14 protein-coding genes and 1 pseudogene are annotated in these 15,925 nt (G+C 71.8%); 9 read left to right on the top strand and 6 right to left on the bottom strand.

Translation table 11 applies throughout. From position 1 onward, the window contains the following. Window positions 1–34: 34 nt before the first annotated feature. Window positions 35–3,214: a patatin-like protein gene (locus AB0K17_RS08495; RefSeq protein ID WP_365982544.1), complete on the bottom strand. Its 3,180-nt coding sequence runs from the start codon at window positions 3,212–3,214 to the stop codon at window positions 35–37. 260 nt (window positions 3,215–3,474) lie between these two features. Here AB0K17_RS08495 and AB0K17_RS08500 point away from each other — a divergent pair, with 260 nt between their 5' ends. Continuing rightward, window positions 3,475–4,581 carry a serine/threonine-protein kinase gene (locus tag AB0K17_RS08500; protein WP_365982545.1) on the top strand — a complete coding sequence of 369 codons (1,107 nt, stop codon included), beginning with the start codon at window positions 3,475–3,477 and terminating at the stop codon, window positions 4,579–4,581. Between the two features lie 21 nt (window positions 4,582–4,602). Here AB0K17_RS08500 and AB0K17_RS08505 read toward each other — a convergent pair whose 3' ends face one another. Further along, the gene (locus AB0K17_RS08505) at window positions 4,603–5,061 is read right to left on the bottom strand and encodes a nuclear transport factor 2 family protein (protein WP_365982546.1); all 459 of its coding nucleotides are present in this window, start codon (window positions 5,059–5,061) and stop codon (window positions 4,603–4,605) included. A gap of 100 nt (window positions 5,062–5,161) precedes the next feature. Here AB0K17_RS08505 and AB0K17_RS08510 point away from each other — a divergent pair, with 100 nt between their 5' ends. Continuing rightward, a complete protein-coding gene (locus AB0K17_RS08510) occupies window positions 5,162–5,728 on the top strand; it encodes a TetR/AcrR family transcriptional regulator (RefSeq protein ID WP_365982547.1) in 567 nt (188 codons plus the stop codon). Window positions 5,729–5,731: 3 nt separating this feature from the next. Here AB0K17_RS08510 and AB0K17_RS08515 read toward each other — a convergent pair whose 3' ends face one another. Further along, on the bottom strand, window positions 5,732–7,273 hold the full coding sequence (locus tag AB0K17_RS08515) for an AMP-binding protein (RefSeq protein ID WP_365982548.1): 1,542 nt from the start codon (window positions 7,271–7,273) through the stop codon (window positions 5,732–5,734). Window positions 7,274–7,420: 147 nt separating this feature from the next. Here AB0K17_RS08515 and AB0K17_RS08520 point away from each other — a divergent pair, with 147 nt between their 5' ends. Further along, on the top strand, window positions 7,421–7,984 hold the full coding sequence (locus AB0K17_RS08520) for a YbaK/EbsC family protein (protein ID WP_365982611.1): 564 nt from the start codon (window positions 7,421–7,423) through the stop codon (window positions 7,982–7,984). Window positions 7,985–8,006: 22 nt separating this feature from the next. After that, window positions 8,007–8,813: a class I SAM-dependent methyltransferase gene (locus AB0K17_RS08525; protein WP_365982549.1), complete on the top strand. Its 807-nt coding sequence runs from the start codon at window positions 8,007–8,009 to the stop codon at window positions 8,811–8,813. Window positions 8,814–8,847: 34 nt separating this feature from the next. Here the strand turns inward: AB0K17_RS08525 and AB0K17_RS08530 are convergent, their stop codons facing one another. Next, on the bottom strand, window positions 8,848–8,982 hold the full coding sequence (locus AB0K17_RS08530) for a hypothetical protein (RefSeq protein ID WP_365982613.1): 135 nt from the start codon (window positions 8,980–8,982) through the stop codon (window positions 8,848–8,850). Here AB0K17_RS08530 and AB0K17_RS08535 point away from each other — a divergent pair. The 5 genes and pseudogenes from AB0K17_RS08535 to AB0K17_RS08555 form a co-directional block, all read left to right on the top strand. Next, window positions 8,935–9,187 (top strand): annotated as a pseudogene (locus AB0K17_RS08535) (MFS transporter); the annotation flags it as partial. The gene AB0K17_RS08530 and the pseudogene AB0K17_RS08535 sit on opposite strands and share 48 nt — an antisense overlap. A gap of 274 nt (window positions 9,188–9,461) precedes the next feature. Further along, complete coding sequence (locus tag AB0K17_RS08540) at window positions 9,462–10,052, top strand: PASTA domain-containing protein (protein ID WP_365982550.1); 591 nt, start codon at window positions 9,462–9,464, stop codon at window positions 10,050–10,052. 14 nt (window positions 10,053–10,066) lie between these two features. Further along, entirely contained in the window at window positions 10,067–11,812 is a 1,746-nt protein-coding gene (locus AB0K17_RS08545; protein WP_365982551.1) for a hypothetical protein, read from the top strand. Window positions 11,813–11,821: 9 nt separating this feature from the next. Then, the gene (locus tag AB0K17_RS08550) at window positions 11,822–13,006 is read left to right on the top strand and encodes a hypothetical protein (protein WP_365982552.1); all 1,185 of its coding nucleotides are present in this window, start codon (window positions 11,822–11,824) and stop codon (window positions 13,004–13,006) included. A 15-nt stretch (window positions 13,007–13,021) separates the two neighbouring features. Further along, window positions 13,022–13,792, top strand: a complete 771-nt coding sequence (locus tag AB0K17_RS08555; protein ID WP_365982553.1) for a glucosaminidase domain-containing protein — start codon at window positions 13,022–13,024, stop codon at window positions 13,790–13,792. 84 nt (window positions 13,793–13,876) lie between these two features. Here the strand turns inward: AB0K17_RS08555 and AB0K17_RS08560 are convergent, their stop codons facing one another. Next, window positions 13,877–14,251, bottom strand: coding sequence for a hypothetical protein (locus AB0K17_RS08560; RefSeq protein WP_365982554.1), 375 nt, complete (start codon window positions 14,249–14,251; stop codon window positions 13,877–13,879). A 409-nt stretch (window positions 14,252–14,660) separates the two neighbouring features. Beyond that, window positions 14,661–15,869, bottom strand: coding sequence for an FAD-dependent oxidoreductase (locus AB0K17_RS08565; RefSeq protein WP_365982555.1), 1,209 nt, complete (start codon window positions 15,867–15,869; stop codon window positions 14,661–14,663). Window positions 15,870–15,925: the final 56 nt, after the last annotated feature.

The following is a 15,925-nucleotide window of genomic DNA, read 5'->3' on the forward strand; positions in this document are numbered from 1 at the left end:
CGGAAGAATGTCGTCCAGGTGAAGAGATCGGTTGTCAGGCTCGGCGGCGGGTACGTGGTGCGCCGGTGCGCGGTTCGCGGGTGCGCGGTTCGCGGGTGCGGGCGAGGAGGAGGCCCAGCAGGACCACGAGCAGGCCGGCGCCCGCCTTGACGGCCAGGCCCCACAGCGTCCGGCTGAGGTCGGGGTCGTGCCGGTGGGCGTAGAAGTACCAGGCGGCGGCCGCGGCCACCAGCAGGGTGACGGCGGCCAGCCGGACGCCGAGGCGGCGTACGTCCGGGGTGAGCAGCGCGGCGGCCGACCAGCCGGCGAGCAGCAGGAGCACGCCGGCGAGCGTGAAGCCGACGGGCAGGCCCGGCACGAAGAGCGAGACGGCCAGCAGGACGGCTCCGGTGGCCACCACGAGCTGCACGGCCCTGGTGCCGAAGCGTCCGGGGCGGGTGAGGAAGTGGACCATGGCCCACACGGCGAGGGTGTAGCCGCGCAGGGCGCCGAGGATCGCGCCGACGGCCTTCACGCGCGGTACGTCGACGGCGCTCGCCGTGACGGCGGCGGTGCGGGCCGCGGTCTCGGCGAAGAGGTCGCCGCCGGCTTCCTGCGCGATGTGCTGGCCGCCGATGGCGCCGGCCGCCGTCCACAGGCGCCACAGTGTCGGCGCGGGGACGGCTCGTCCGGCGGCGGCCGCCGTGGCCGCGTCGTACTGGGCGAGCCAGCGGGTGCTGTCCTCGGGCCGGTCGTCGCCCTCCGCCCGGACCGCGTCAGCGAGGAGGTGCAGTTCTTCTCTGAGGATGCCGGTCTGCACGGCGTGGGTGATGGCCTGCGCGCACAGGCCCCACCGGGGGTCGTCGTGCGGGCCGCGGCCGTCCGCGGCCGGCACGGGGTCGAGGGGGACGATCCGTTCGGCCAGGAAGGCGCGGCAGGCGGTGGCGTACTGCTCCTGCCAGATCTGCTCCAGCCACGCCCGGTCGTCCGGGTCGCGGGCGTCGACGGCGCACCGCTGCAGTGCCGCGGCGAGCCGGTCGGCGGCGGGTGCGGGGTCGGCGCCCGCCCAGACCTGCCGCAGCCGCTCGGCGGACAGCAGGGTGCGCGTCAGGTGGGCGGCGGCGTCCATGCGTCCGTGGATCCAGTCGTTGACGCGCCAGGACGCCCGGTAGAAGGCGCCGAAATGGTGCAGTTGCCTGCCGGTGAGCAGGCGGGGGCTGCGGGAGGAGACCTGGACGAGTTCGACTTCCTGTTCCACGGCGCGCTGCACGCCGCCGTACGACTCCTGGACGACCTCCAGGCACAGCATGCGTTCCAGGACGGCGGCCCCGGGGGCGAGCAGGTGGTCGGTGAGCGCCTTGAGCTGCCCGCGTTCGCTTCCGTCGGGGTCGACGACGCTGCGTACGGTGCCGGCGGCGAGGTCGCGCAGGGCGTCCGCGCATCCCTCCAGGCACCCGGCGAGGGCGGTGGCCTGGCCGTAGCGGCGCAGGCGGCGTGCGGCGAAGCCCGCGGAGGCGGGATCGGCCGAGCCGTCCCACCGGGCGAGGGCTTCGCGCAGCCGTTCCTCCAGGCGCCGCACGGCGGCGCCCGTGGCCCTGCCGTGGTCGTCGTACTCGGCCGCCGGCAGGGCGGCGCCGGTGCGCGACCAGTGGGCCTCCAGCAGTTCCGCGTCCGCCTGGATCTCCTCGAAGACGGCGCTCGCGCGCTCGCGCGCGGCGATGACGGCGCGGCGTTGCGGCGAGCTCGCGGGTGCCAGCCAGACCGCGCGTCTGAGGACGTCGACGGTGATGTCACGCAGCCGTTGGACGGTGGTCTGTCCCCAGTCCCAGGCGGCGCCGGTGCGGGCGACGGCCTCGGCGACGGAGTCCCCGCGGGGGATGAACGTCTCCGGGCGCGCGCGCCGGTCGCGCAGCAGGGTGCGCAGGCAGTCGGCGATCTCGCGTTCGCTCCACCGGCCCACGGCCGCGGGGAGCTGCCCGGTGGCCGCCCACCGGGCGATGGTCCCGGCGGCGTACTCGGTCCGCGTCTCCAGGTATCCCTGCCAGGCCGCCTCGGGGAGGCGTTCCGCGGCGGCGGTCAGGGCGGACGCGAAGCGGGCCCGGGCCCGGCGCCGCTGCCGGACGTCCTCGTTGCGGCCCTGGATCTCGGCGAGTTCCCGGGAGACGGAGTCGGTCGAGCGCAGCCGCGTCAGGACGCCGAGGACGACGTCGGCGGCACGCGGGGAGGGCTCGGCGGCCCGGGTCCCTGCCGGTGCCGGGACCGGGGCGGGGGGCGGCGGGGCCTCGGAGGGGTCGGGGACGACGTACGTGAGCAGCCGGCGCACCTGCAGTTGCGCGGTCTGCCGGTAGACGGCCTCCAGCGCGGGGCGGATGGGCTTGTTGAGCAGGATGCCGCCGTCGACGACGTGCTGCGAGGTACGGAAGTTCGCCCACCCGGCCGTCGAGGGCCACACGTCGCCGGCCGCATCGGTGTCCGCGGTCACCTCCACCCACTGCGGCGCGAAGGCGGCGGGGAAGGAGGAGCTGCAGCGGGCGGCCACGGCGAGCTTGTCGACCACGGTGTCGTCGTGGAGGTCGCGGGAGACGAAGCGGAAGCGGGCGTCGTGGTCGACCTCTGTGATGTGGACCCCTGCGTCGTCGCAGAAGGAGCTCTGTCGGCCCCGCCACAGGGTGCCGGTGAGGATGAGCTCCACGGGCCGCTCCCCGGCGGCGCCGGGACGGGAGGGGGAGGCGAGGACATCGCGGAGGGCGTTGCCGAGCTCGTCGAGGAAGTAGTCGCCCTTGAGGACGGAGGGCGGCCGGCGGCGCAGCGGGTTCTGCAGCAGCTGCGACAGGGCGCCCTTGTCCCGCCACAGACCGGACAGGGAGGTGATGTCCCGTTCGCGGACGAGGCCCAGGGCGAGGAAGGCGCCGTTCAGGCCGCCGGCGGAGGTCCCGGCGATGACGTCCACGCGGGCATCGGCCTGCAGCAGGTCGAGCAACGGCCCGTAGCCGTGGGCCGCCCCCTCCCGGCCGCGGGCCGTGGCGAGACGGTGCAGCTCGACGGCGACCCCGCCGATCCACACGGCGAGGCTGATGCCACCGTTCATCACGACGGCCAGCCGGATGTCCTGCCGGTCGATGTCGCCGCTGCCGTCGCCGCTGCCGCCGGGCCTCTCGTCGGGGCTCTCGTTGAGGCTTTTGTCGGGCCTCTCGTCGGGTCGGTCGCTGTCGTCGGGTCGGTCGCTGCCCGTCACGCCGTCTCCTTGCGCCTCGTGCTGCTCCCAGCTGATCACGCCGGCAGGGCTGGTGCCCGTATGCGGCCCGTTGTGGGCCGTGTCGCCTCTCCCGTCACCGGCGCCTCAGAATTCTCGGTAATCCGGATTATCTCCTCGCAATTCATGCCATGGCATGACTCCCCGTGTGTTTTCGCGGGGTTTCCGGGAAGGATTGGGCCCAGCAGTCCGGGGGGTTTCGGGGGCCGGGCTCGGCGTACGGGGGATACGGGGGAGCTGTCGTGCTGTTGGGCAATCGGTACGAGCTGAGCGATGTACGGCTCGGCGGTGGGGGGTTCGGGGCGGTCTACCGCGGCCGTGACACCAGGACGGGCGAGGACGTGGCGATCAAGCTGCTGGATCGCAAGGTCGCGGCGAACCCCAAGAACGTCGCGCGCTTCGTGCGGGAGGCCAGGGCCCTGGTCAAGGTGGCGGGCACGCCGCACGTCGTCGAGGCCCGCCACTTCGGCCACCAGGTCGTGGGCGGGGTGTCGGTGCCCGTGCTGGTCATGGAGCTGTGCATCGGCAGGACGCTGGCCGACGCGATCGTCGGCGGTTCGCCGGTGCCGGCGCGGCTCGCCGTGGACTGGGGCCGGCAGATCGCCGCCGGCCTGCACCACACGCACCGCGAGGGCATCGTGCACCGCGACATCAAGCCGTCGAACATCATGCTCGTGGGCGAGGGCACCGACGCCGCGGTGAAGGTCGTCGACTTCGGCATCGCGTGCTTCATGAGCGACGCGCTCACGCACGCCCCGACCGTGGTGACGACCCACGAATACCCGCCGCTCACCCCCGTGTACGCCTCCCCCGAGCAGCTGGACAACGACGACGTGGACGGCCGCAGCGACCTGTACTCCCTGGGCTGCCTGCTGCAGGAGCTCCTGACGGGCCGCCGGCGGTGGCGCGGCAGGCGGGCGGATCCGCTCCTGAAAGCCACGCCCGAGCCCCTGCAGGAGCTGATCAGGCAGCTGCTCGCCGAACACCCCGACGACCGCCCCGCCGACGCCCTCGCGGTCTACCGCACCCTCACGAGCGTGCGCGTCACCCTCGAACCGCTGCAGTCGTCGCACGACGGGGCCGCACCCGTCCGCCGCAGCCGCCCGGCCGCCGAGGCGGCGGCCGAGATGGCCGTGGTGATCGAGGCCGCCGAGGCCGACCGCGCGTACGGCCCCCTGCACCCGGAGGTCCTGGCCCTGCGGCACGGCCACGCCCGCCTTCTCCACAACGCCGGCGAACGGGCCCGGGCCGCCCGCCTGCTGGCGATCGTGGCCCAGGACCGCCGCCGCGTCCTGGGCCCCCACCACCCCGCCGCCCTCGACAGCACCCGGCGCCTCGCCGTGTGGTGAGGCACGGGGCGGAACGGGGCCTCAGCGCAGCGGGAAGGGGACGCCTCGCTCCGCCTCCGGGCGGGGGCCGAAGATACGACGCTCGGCTTCGGTAATGGGGACGTCGTCGATGCTCGCCTCGCGGCGGCGCATCAGGCCGTCCTCGGTGAACTCCCACAGTTCGTTGCCGTAGCTGCGCCACCACTGGCCGGTGGCGTCGCGGCACTCGTACTGGAAGCGCACGGCGATGCGGTCGTCGGTGAAGGACCACAGCTCCTTGCGCAGGGCGTAGTCGCGTTCGCGGGACCACTTCTCGCGCAGGAAGGCCACGATCTCGCCCCGGCCGGTGACGAACCGGTCGCGGTTGCGCCAGAGCGAGTCCTCGGTGTAGGCGAGCGCGACGCGCTCGGGGTCGCGGGTGTTCCAGGCGTCCTCGGCCGCCTGGACCTTGCATCGTGCGTTCTCCTCGTCGAAGGGCGGGAACGGAGGGCGTGCGGCCATGGCGTGGCTCCTCGCTGCTCGAAGACAGCGGGAGAACGGCCGTTCTCCCGCTGTCCGCTCCCCTAGAGAACGATCGTTCTCAACGCCAGGGGGAGATTCCGTGGACCACGACGAGGCCCGCTCGCGGCTGCTCGACGCCGCCGAGCGGCTGTTCTACGAGCGCGGCATCCAGGCCGTGGGCATGGACGAGATCCGTACCGCCTCCGCCGTGCCGCTCAAGCGGCTCTACCAGTACTTCCCCTCCAAGTCGCACCTCGTGGAGGGGTATTTGCGGCGCCGCGACGAGCGCTGGCGCTCCGACCTCGCCGACTACGCGTCCCGGCACGGGGCCACCCCGCGCGAGAGGCTGCTGGCGTTCTTCGACTGGCTGTACGCGTGGTTCGCCGAACCCGGCTTCCGGGGCTGCGCGTTCATCAACGCCTATGGCGAACTGGGCGCCACCTCCGACGCGGTGGCCGTCACGACGCGCGAGCACAAGGACGCGGTACGGGCGTACATGGCCGGCCTCGTCGGCGAGCTGCACCCCGCCGAGCCGGAACTGCTGACCGCGCAGATGATGCTCCTGATGGACGGCGCCATCACGACGGCCTCGCTCAGCGGCGACCCGTCCGCCGCCCGGCACGCCCGGGCCGCGGCCGGCACCCTCCTCGCGGCTGTCCGGCCCTGATCCCTACGCGCCGCCGCCCAGCGTCCGGCGCAGCAGCGCCTTGTCGGGCTTGCCCGCCGAGGTCAGCGGCAGCTCCGGCACCAGGTGCAGCGTCTCCGGCGCGTACAGGGCCCCCTTGCGGGCGGTGACGAAGGCGGCGATCTCCTCGCGGTTCGGGTGGTGGCCGGGAGCGGGGACGACGGCCGCGTGGACGTGTTCGGTCGCGTCCGCGTCGCGCGTGCCGAAGACGGCGCACTGCGCGACGGCCGGGTGGGTCAGGAGGAGTTCCTCCACTTCGGTCGGGTGGACGTGCCCGCCCACCACGATGATCACGTCTTTCAGGCGGTCGACGACGAAGAGGTAGCCGTCCTCGTCGAGGCAGCCGGCATCCCCCGTGCGCACCCAGCCGTCCTGCAGCACCTCGGCGGTGAGATCGGGCCGTCTCCAGTAGCCGGCCATGGTGCCCGGCGCCCGTACCCGGATCTCGCCCACCTCCCCCGCCGGCAGGGTCCGGCCGGCGTCGTCCCGGATGGTGACCTCGACGCCGGGCAGCGGGCGGCCGGCGGTGATCCGGCCGCCGGGCCCGGTGATGCCGTGCTCGTGCGGGCGGACCTCGGCGATCCCCGGCACTTCCGACTGCCCGTACCAGCCGTACAGGACCGGCCCGAAGACCTCGGCGGCCCGGCGCAGGCGCGCGGCGGAGGCGGGGCAGCCGCCGTAGGTGATGCGCGTGAGGCTCGACAGGTCGGTCCGGTCCAGGTCCGGGTGGTCGAGCAGCCGGTGCAGCAGCGGCGGCAGGAGCCAGAGGTGGGTGATGCGCTCGCGGGCGATCGCGGCGAGGACGGCACCGGGGTCGAAGGAGAGCTGGAGCACGACCGAGCCGCCCTGCAGCAAGGTCTTGTCGGTGAGCGGGCCGGAGAGGCGGGCGAGCGGGGTGCAGGCGAGGTAGCGGGGCGGGTCGCCGGCGTCGGCGAGCGCGAAGTCCAGGCCGCGGCGGTAGGGGCCGTGGGTGGTGCGGATGCCCTTGGGGATGCCGGTGGTCCCGCCCGTGTGCTGGATGGCCAGGTCGTCGTCCGGCCCGGCCGGGGAGCGCAGCGGATCGCTGCGGCGACGGGCGGCGGCGGCCAGGACGTCCTCGCCGAACGGCCCGGGCCCCAGCCCCAGCACGGCCGGGCGCCCGGCCAGGGGCAGCAGCTCCTTCGCCGCCGCGTGCCGGGTGGAGTCCACGAGCAGCACCGTCGTCTCCACGCTCGCCGCGATGCGGGCGAGCACCTCCGGGGCCATCCCGTCGTAGAGGTGGACGACGCGGGCACCGGCGAGGTGCGCGGCGTAACGGGCGCTCAGCGCCTCGGGGGTGTTGCCGGTGAGCAGGCCGGCGGTCGCCCCCGGGCCGATGCCGCGCGCGGCCAGCTCCCGGGCCAGCCGGTACGTACCGTCGCACAACTCCCCCGCGGTGATCCCGCGGCCGTCGGCAGCGGTCAGCACGGGCCGGGCGGGGCTGCGCGCCAGCGCCCCGAGGACGACCTCCGCGTAGCCGACGAAGTCGGCGGGCCGGCCACCGGTCATGCTGGCTCTCCCCTCGGACGGTCGGCACGGCCGCGGACGGGCCGGGCCCGTCGCACGGACGGTGCCTACGGCATTCCCTGCGACACACGGGACAACACCCTCCACCCTTGCGGGCGCCGGCCGGCCGCCCCCTACGATGACGGCGTGATCCGTCCTTCCCCGACCACGCCGTTCGGCCGCTTCGAGAAGGCCTGGCCGGCCACGGACCGTACCGACCTGCTCGCCGCGCCCGTCGCCGCCGCACTCCGGCAGTGGGACGACGCCGCGACGCCCGACTCCGTCCTCGTCGTCGACACCGATCCCGAGGTCGCGGACACCGCGGACTTCAGCGCGGCGTACGACGTGCCCCTGGACGTCTCGGCGAACTGCGTCGTCATCGCCGCCAGGCGCGGCCAGGACGTGACGTACGCGGCGTGCGTCGCCCTGGCGACCACCCGCGTCGACGTCAACTCCGTGGTGCGCAAACGCCTCGGCGCCCGCAAGGCGTCGTTCGCGCCGATGGATGCGGCCGTGGCGCACACCGGCATGGAGTACGGCGGGATCACCCCCGTCGGACTGCCGCAGGGCTGGCCGCTGCTCGTCGACGCGGCCGTGGCCGCCGCGCCGTACGTCCTGATCGGCAGCGGCCTGCGCCGCAGCAAGCTGATCCTGCCCGGCGCCCTGCTGGCGCGGCTGCCGCACGCGGAGGTCGTCACCGCACTGGCCGGCTGAGGACCGGCGTATCGTGGGCCCCATGACGGACGACGGGCCCCGGGAACGCCGCCATGCCTTCGGTGACGACGCCGAGCAGTACGACGCCGGCCGGCTCGGCTATCCGGAACAACTCGTCGACGACGTCCTGGACTTCGCGGGCGCTGCGGCCGCGGCCCCCGCCCTGGAGGTCGGCGCCGGCACCGGCAAGGCGACACTCGCCTTCGCACGCCGGGGCCTGCCCGTCACGTGCGTCGAACCGGACGAGCGAATGGCGCAGGTACTGCGCCTGCGCTGCGCCGGATTGCCGCAGGTCACCGTGGAGGTGGCCGACTTCGAGGCCTGGCGACCGGGCAACCGGCGCTACGGCCTGCTGTACAGCGCCCAGGCCTGGCACTGGGTCGACCCGGCCGCACGCTGGGCCCGGGCACGGGCCGCGCTGCGGCCGAACGGCGCCGTCGCCCTCTTCTGGAACCACTGGTTCCTTCAGGACGAGCACCTGGCAGGCGAGCTGACCGCGGCCCACGAACGGCACGGCCTGGACATCCCCGAGAACACCCTCCTCGACCCCCGCCCCCGCCCGGCCCACCACGGCCCCGAGGCCCGGCAGTGGCGCGAGATGGAGGCGAACGGCGGCTTCACCGCCATCGACCACCGCCTCTACACCACCCACCACCCCCGCACGGCGGCCGGCATCGTGGGCCTGCTGGCCTCCAACTCCGGCTACCGGCTGATCGACAAGGCCCGCCGGGAGCCTCTCCTGGACGACGTGTCCCGCCTGGTGGGCGACCGTACGGTGACCCTCCGGGTGGTGACGAGCCTGTTCCTGGCGCGCACGAAGGACGTCTGAACGAAAGTCGTGTGCAGGACGCGCCCGGCTCAGGTCACCGGGTGGACACCGTGTGGACGGTGGTGTCCTCGGGGTCCAGCCGTCGCCCGCCGGCGTCCTCTTCGCCGTCGCCTGCGGGGCCGTGGTGGCAAACGTCCACCTCCGGCCGCTCCCGGTGACCATGGGCCACGACCTCGCCATGAGCCCGGACTCTTCTTCCTCCTACCGCTGGGCAACGTGGTGGACCGCAGACGGCGCAGACGCTGGTGGCCTTCGCGGCGTCACCGGCCCCTCCCGCCGGGCGCGGACGGGTCGTCGGCTTGGTCACCAACGGCGTGGTCACCGGGACCCTGCCGGCCCGCGCCGCATCCGGCATCGTGGCCGACCCCGCGGGCGGCGCCATCACGGCAACCTCCCTCGGGGAAGAGAACCTCCGTCTCTTGGAACGGTGACTCTCCCCAAGATACGCCCGCCGGTTCCTTCTTGTCGTCCCATACGGTGCCCGAGCCGAAGACGGTCCAGAGTCGCGAGCATTACGGCGCACGAGCCGATCCCGACCGATTTGCCGGCCCCTTCCTCGACCCCACGTCAAACATGATGCACGCGGCCGCGTTTGCGGCACGACCCGAGCACTGAATAACATGGACCAAGAGGTGCGGAGGTGTGGGAATGTCCTCCATTCAATTGACCCCGCTTCAAGTTCCGCCGGACCTCCTCCACGCGCATGCCACGGTGAACGCGGCGGCAGCGTCCAGCGGTTTCATTTGGGCAATATTCTGGTTCGCCATCGCCATGTCGGCGGTGTCCCTGGGTGCCAAGATAGCGCTGAACGCGCTGAACCGGAGCGATCGCGGCATCGTCCGCAGCGCATTGGCACTCGTCCTGATCACTTCACTGGCCTTGTTGGCGGCTGTCGTCCACTTCGACGGAGCGAATCCGGAGCGACAGACACTGCTTCTGGGAGCGGTTGCGACACTCGCCTCGGCCGTTGTCGCCTTCTACTTCTCCTCACGTAACAGTGAAGCCGCTCGCAAGGACCTTCTGACCGCCTTGAACGGTGGACCCCAGATCCCGGTCCCCGACCTGGTGGGAATGACCGTGGCAGCGGCGAAGAGCACCATGAGTGCATCCTCCTTGTCACTGTCGGTGCCGCAGGATGCACAGGACACAGGCGTCATCGCCGCACAGAACCCGCCTGCGCACGAGGTGGTTTCCCCCATGCAGACCGTGACGGTGACATTGATATCCCAGACAAGTTGAGAAAGGGGTGCACGATGACCGAGACGATGCAACAGAGCCTCGACACGGTCGGCGGCATCACCAAAGCACTGCTCAATGCGCTGGACCAGGTCCAGAACTACGTGGCTGCCTCCCAGGTCGGGCCCGACGGGAACCCGTCGAGCACTGCGGTCTATATGCACATGCCCATGGGCTACCCCGTCGACCCCAAGATGTTCTCCAACCCGTGGACCCCTGGCGGGGGCGATTCCTCCGCCCAGTTCGACGCCGACGGAAATTTCGTCGGCACGCCGGCCGCCGGCGGCACGCCTGCTGCCGGAGGGGCGGCTCCGACCGGGGCGGTCTATCCGCCGCCCAAGGTGGTGGGCCCGGATCCGGTCCTGCAGAACTCGATCCAGAACGCCATGTTTACGGCGAATCTTGTCGACAACATGCTGGAAATCACCAAGAACGGCGTCGCCTCCGCGTGGCCGGAGCACCGCGTCAGTGTCGAGTACTTCACCATCCTGGAGGGAATGCAGCCGGTGATGGTGGGCCAGCCGGACAAGAAGGTCCTGGATGCGGTCGCGGCTGCGCAGAAGATTCTGTTCCTGCAGGACGCCAAGGGAAACCCGATGGGCTACACCCCGCTCTATGCGCAGTACCGCAAGTACCAGAAGGCGTGGCAGGACGCCGTCGGCAATTATGCGAAAGAGAACGCGGAGGCGATGGCCGACCCGGTCAAAGGGCAGGCGTGGCCCGTGGCGTCGGCGAGTCTCGCCAACGACGTGACACAGGCGAAGAACGACTTCGACACCTGTGGCCGGCGGGAGATCGAGGACGCCCTGCACACGATCGCGACGGTCGGCGAGAACGCCATCGCCGCTCTGGTGGACCAGGCCCATCAGCTCTACGACGCCTACAAGATCCAGCTCGGGGGCCAGATCGCGGTCGGCGTCCCGTGGTCGTACATCAGCCCGATCTCCTGGTGGGACCACACGGACGACTCCTTCGGCATCCAGGAGATCGATGCGAGCACTGAACGCTATTCGTCAGCCGGTGGTTCGGGCGCGTCAAGCTACTCGAACAACTGGTGGAACGAGCAGTCGTCGTCGACCAGCGGCAGCGTGGGCGTCAGCGTGGGATTGTGGGGCGGAAGCGCCGGGGCCAGTCACAGCGATGCGAGCAATGCCTTCTCTGCCCAGAGCGGCAGTTCCGGGTGGAACTGCCACCAGGACATGGCGACCAGCGCCACGGTCCACTGTGAATTCTTCCTCGCGAGCATCGAACGCCCCTGGCTGCTCGGGGATCTTCTGCACATGGACGGCTGGTACCTGGTCGGCCACCCGAAGAACAGCATCAGCGACGGCACCGTCGAAGGCCAGCTCAAGGACGACAGCAAGATCCTGCCGCTGCTCCCCAAGGGCTTCGTCATCATGCGCAACGTCACCATCGAGGCGAACGACTGGGGCACGGCTGCCGACGCGTTCGACCAGGCCCAGGACCAGGCGAGCGGTGGCGGCCAGAGCAGTTCCGACTCCTTCGGGGCATCGGTGTCGTACCTGTGCGCCAACGCCTCCCTCCAGCACGACGAGCAGCAGGCCAGTGGCGGCTCCGACGCGGACAGTTCCAGCAGGACCGGGTGGAGCTTCAAGCGCAGCGGGAACGGCGGCACGCTCACGCTGACCGGTTCGCAGATCGTCGGCTGGGTGGGCGAGATCCAGCCCGCATCCCCCAAAGTCGACGCACCGCCGGTGACCGACGCCCAGCCCCAGCAGCCGCCGGCGGCACCGGCGCCATGAGGAACCGAGATGAGCGACTCCGACCAGCTCGGCGCCATCGCCGAGCAGCTCACGGCGACGCTGGTGGGCAGCTACGGGGGCGGTTCGACATCCAGTACGTCGCTGGCCTTCCTGCCGGGCGACCTGCCCGTCCCCTCGGGCATCGTCCAGCAGGGGCAGGTCAACGTCACCCAGCTGGCCGCCTGGCTGCGCTCTGGCTTCGACAACCCGCTTCTCATCAGCCCCGCAACGGCCACGATCGACTCGGTGAGCAGCAGGAACGCTTCGGACATCTATGCAGAAGTCGTCCAGTGGGCCAAGCCCCTGGCACAGATGCACAGCGATGCGTGGCAACGCATCGCCGGTGAGATCTCCGCCGCTCAGGACGCCTACGGACCGCCCGGCGGCGACAAACCGATCGTCTGCCAGCCCGACGACTGGCCGCTGCCCGAGAGAACCGAGTACTGGACAGTCTTCGACTCGACCGTCTCCCCGACCGGGCAGGAAGACGGGGAGCCCGGCCAGGAGGACGGAGTACCCGGGCAGGAGGACGGGCAACCCGGCCCGGACAGCGCCGCCCCCAGCCCCGACTCGACAACAGCCGATGCCCTGCCGAAGGTCGACACGACACTGTGGCAGTTGCGCGGCGACTCGAACGCCGAGACATCCCCGGCCGGTGACCCCGCGCCGGAAGCCGACCAAACCCCTCCGGAGCAGACAGCGGATGCACCGGACGACACCACGGCCGTCGCCGACCTGACGGCCTCGGACTCCATGCCCATGAGCCTGCACCTGGAACACACCTGCGTGACGCTCCAACGCATCCTGGGGGGCCGATCGTGGTGGAACGGCGTCTTCCTGTCGGACAACGGCTGGTACGTGCCAGGACTGGTCAAGGGGGCCCTGGTCCCGCCACCGCCGCAGGACACCAACGCGATGGCTCCCGATCTCGGACTCAAGGTCTACGCGATACCAGCAGCACTGATCGTGGTGCGTAACCTCTCCGTGGTCGCGAACTGGTCCCCCGACGCCGAGAACGCCCTGTCGGCCCCGTCGAGCGCCATCGGCCCGCTCTCACTGGCAGGGGCACAGGCATCCCCCGGGACCGATGGAACGAAGTCCTACACCCACGCGGGCATGCAGGTGGTCGCAGCCCTGTGCGCCCCACTGCCGGTGCTGCCTCCGGCCGACCCACCGGCGGCAAGCCCTTCCTAGACAAGGAGCGACGACATGACGCTCACCCCGGCTCAGCAGCAGTTCCTGAACGAAGCCATCGACGCCGCCCGTGCGACCCAGACAGAGTTCCAGGTCCCGGCCTCGGTGACCCTGGCCCAGGCCATCCTGGAAAGCGGCTGGGGCGCACACCATATGGGCAATGCCAACAACTACTTCGGCATCAAGGCGCAGACCGTGAACGGCAAGGTCACATGGGGCTCGATCGCCACCGGATTCGTCGCCCTGCCCACCCGCGAGGTGATCAACGGACAGGACACGACGGTCCAGGCGAACTTCCGCTCCTACGATTCCATGACCGACTCGTTCCGCGACCACGGCGCATTCTTGCGCAACAACTCCAACTACGCCCCGGCATTCCGCACCACCGACGGCATCGCCTTCGCACGAGCCGTGGCAGCCGGTCACTACGCCACTGACCCCCGGTACGCAGACACCCTCGTCGCCATCATCCAGCAGAACGGGTTCCTGAAGTACGACACGCCCGCCGGTGATGCCGGCGCACCGCAGGACGGGGGCACAGGAACAGATGCGGGGGCGGCAGACGCGGGGGCGGCAGACGCGGGAACGGACGCAGGAACGGACGCAGGTACGGATTCTGGACCAGACCCGGGGACGGATGCGGAGACAGAGACTGGCACGAATGCGGGAACAGACGCCGGCACGGACTCCGGAACCGACGCCGGAACCGACGCGGATGCGAGCACAGACGCAGGCACGGAAGCGGGGGCCGACGCCGGCGCCTCGCCTGACCAATCCGGACTGTGACTCGTCCCGTCCCTCGCGGCGGCGCACTGCCGGCCCCGTGCTGGGATGTGCACGCTGTCCCCGCCGCGGTAGGCCCGAGACGGCTCAGTGCTCTCGGAAGCCACCGAGGAAGCGGCAGAAGACGCCGCCTTCCCGGGGCAGTGGGGCGGACGGCGGTGGGGCCGTGGGCCGCTCGCGGGCGATCGGCTGGTCGTAGTCGGCCCGGACGATCGCATCGACGGTCCGGTCGACGTCGAAGTCCTCGGAACCCTCGATGCACGGCACGAAGCCGACCAGGACGCCGTCCCGCATGACCTGTGCTTCCAGGCCGGCCGTGTCGTCCGTGTCCCAGAGGGCCTCACGGCCGTCATGCAGGACCACGCGCACACCGATCCGGTAGACGCCCTCGCGGGCCAGGTGGGCATCCGTGCCCCGCTGCCGCAGCGCGTCCACGACGCGAAGCGCTCGCTTCTCGTCCATGCAGCCACGATAACGCCGAGAGCGCTCGCGTACCGGAGTCCGTTCCGCTTCACCGGGTCCTGGCCTCGGAGGTGCAACCCGCCAGCGACTCCAACGGTGACGGCGCGCTGACCGACACCTACCGCCCGCTCCGCCACGCCGAAAACCGCGGAGCGCCGCCATCGGGGCCTCGGCAGGCGCGGACGCTGACAGGCGGCATGCTCTGGAGCACCGTGCCCGGCCCTGCCGGCGAGCTCCGCTCTGGGCAACGCATGGACGTCACCGGCCTGATCGCCGCCCTCCTCCCCAATCGATGCGAGACCATCCGGTTCGCGCTGATCGTGCGCATCCACGGGCTGCGAACGGCCGGCAGCCGTACCAAGGTGTGCTGGAACTGCACGGTTGCAGCTCGGCGGCGGCCGGCCGACGATCAGGCTGCCCTGCCCGCGGCGGTCGGTGTCCCGGCACGGTGGGCGCGCAGCTGTTGCCGACGCTTGACGACACCTCCCGGCATGCGGTGCAGGCTGAACGAACCCGGCTTGCGCGCCTCGCTGGCCAGGTGCTCGGGGATGCCCTTGCAGATCCGTTCCTTGATCCTGGCGCCCAGGCCGTCGCCGATGTGCAGCCCCACCGCGACATCGGACCTGTTGGCGAACTGGTAGATGCCCGCGCTCCGGCCCAGGCTGATGCACTGGGCGTACATCGACTGGTGGAGGTTCTCCGGTTGCTCACCCGAAAGTCGGCTGAGCACGGTGTCGGCGGCCCGTGCACCCAGCGGCGTCGCGTTCAGGCAGCTCATTCGCAGTGGCAGGCCGGATGGTACCGCCGAGTCCCCGGCCGCGACGATGCGCGCGTCGTCCACGCTCGTCAGCGTCTCGTCCGTCAGGAGGCGGCCCACGGCGTCGGTGCTCAGCCCGCTGCGCGCGGCCAGGTCGGGAACACCGAAGCCGGCGGTCCAGACGGTGACCTCGCTCGGCAGCTCACGGCCGTCGGCGAGCCGTACGGCGTCGCGGGTCACCGCCGTCGCCTTCGCGTCGGAGCCGTCGATGACCGTCACACCGAGTTCGGCCAGCCGCTTCGCCACCGAGCGTCGGCCGCGGGTGTGCAGGTACGGACCGAGAACGCCGCCGCAGACCAAGGTCACCGCGCGGCCGGTCTCCGCCAGCTCGGCGGCGGTCTCGATGCCGGTGGGGCCGGCGCCGACCACCGTCACCGGAGCCGCCACGGGTACGACGTCGAGAACCGCACGCAGCCGCTGCGCCTCCTCGAAGGTGGCGAGCGGGTAGGCGAACTCAGCCGCCCCGGGCACGCCCGGGCCGGCGCTGCCGCTGCCCACGGCGTAGATCAGGTAGTCGTAGTCGAGCGCGCCGCCGGTCGCGAGCGTCGCGCTGCGCCCGGCCACGTCGATCCGGGTCACCGTGTCGACCACCAGCCGGACGCCCCCGGCCAGGACATCCCGGTAGGCGGCCACCGCGTCATCGGACCCGCCCACCAGCTGGTGCAGGCGGACCCGGTGGACAAAGCCCGGGCGCGGGTTGATCAGCGTCACCGTCACGTCGTCGCGCTGCGTCAGCCGGTTGGCGGCCATCACGCCCGCGTATCCGCCACCGATCACGACCACATGCGTGTTACCGGCCATGGTGCCTCCTCCGTTTTCCGCTGTTCGACCACAAGACGCCGCGCCGACAGCCGCTG

The organism is Streptomyces sp. NPDC049585, assembly GCF_040675615.1.
In the GTDB taxonomy this organism is placed as follows: domain Bacteria; phylum Actinomycetota; class Actinomycetes; order Streptomycetales; family Streptomycetaceae; genus Streptomyces; species Streptomyces luteosporeus.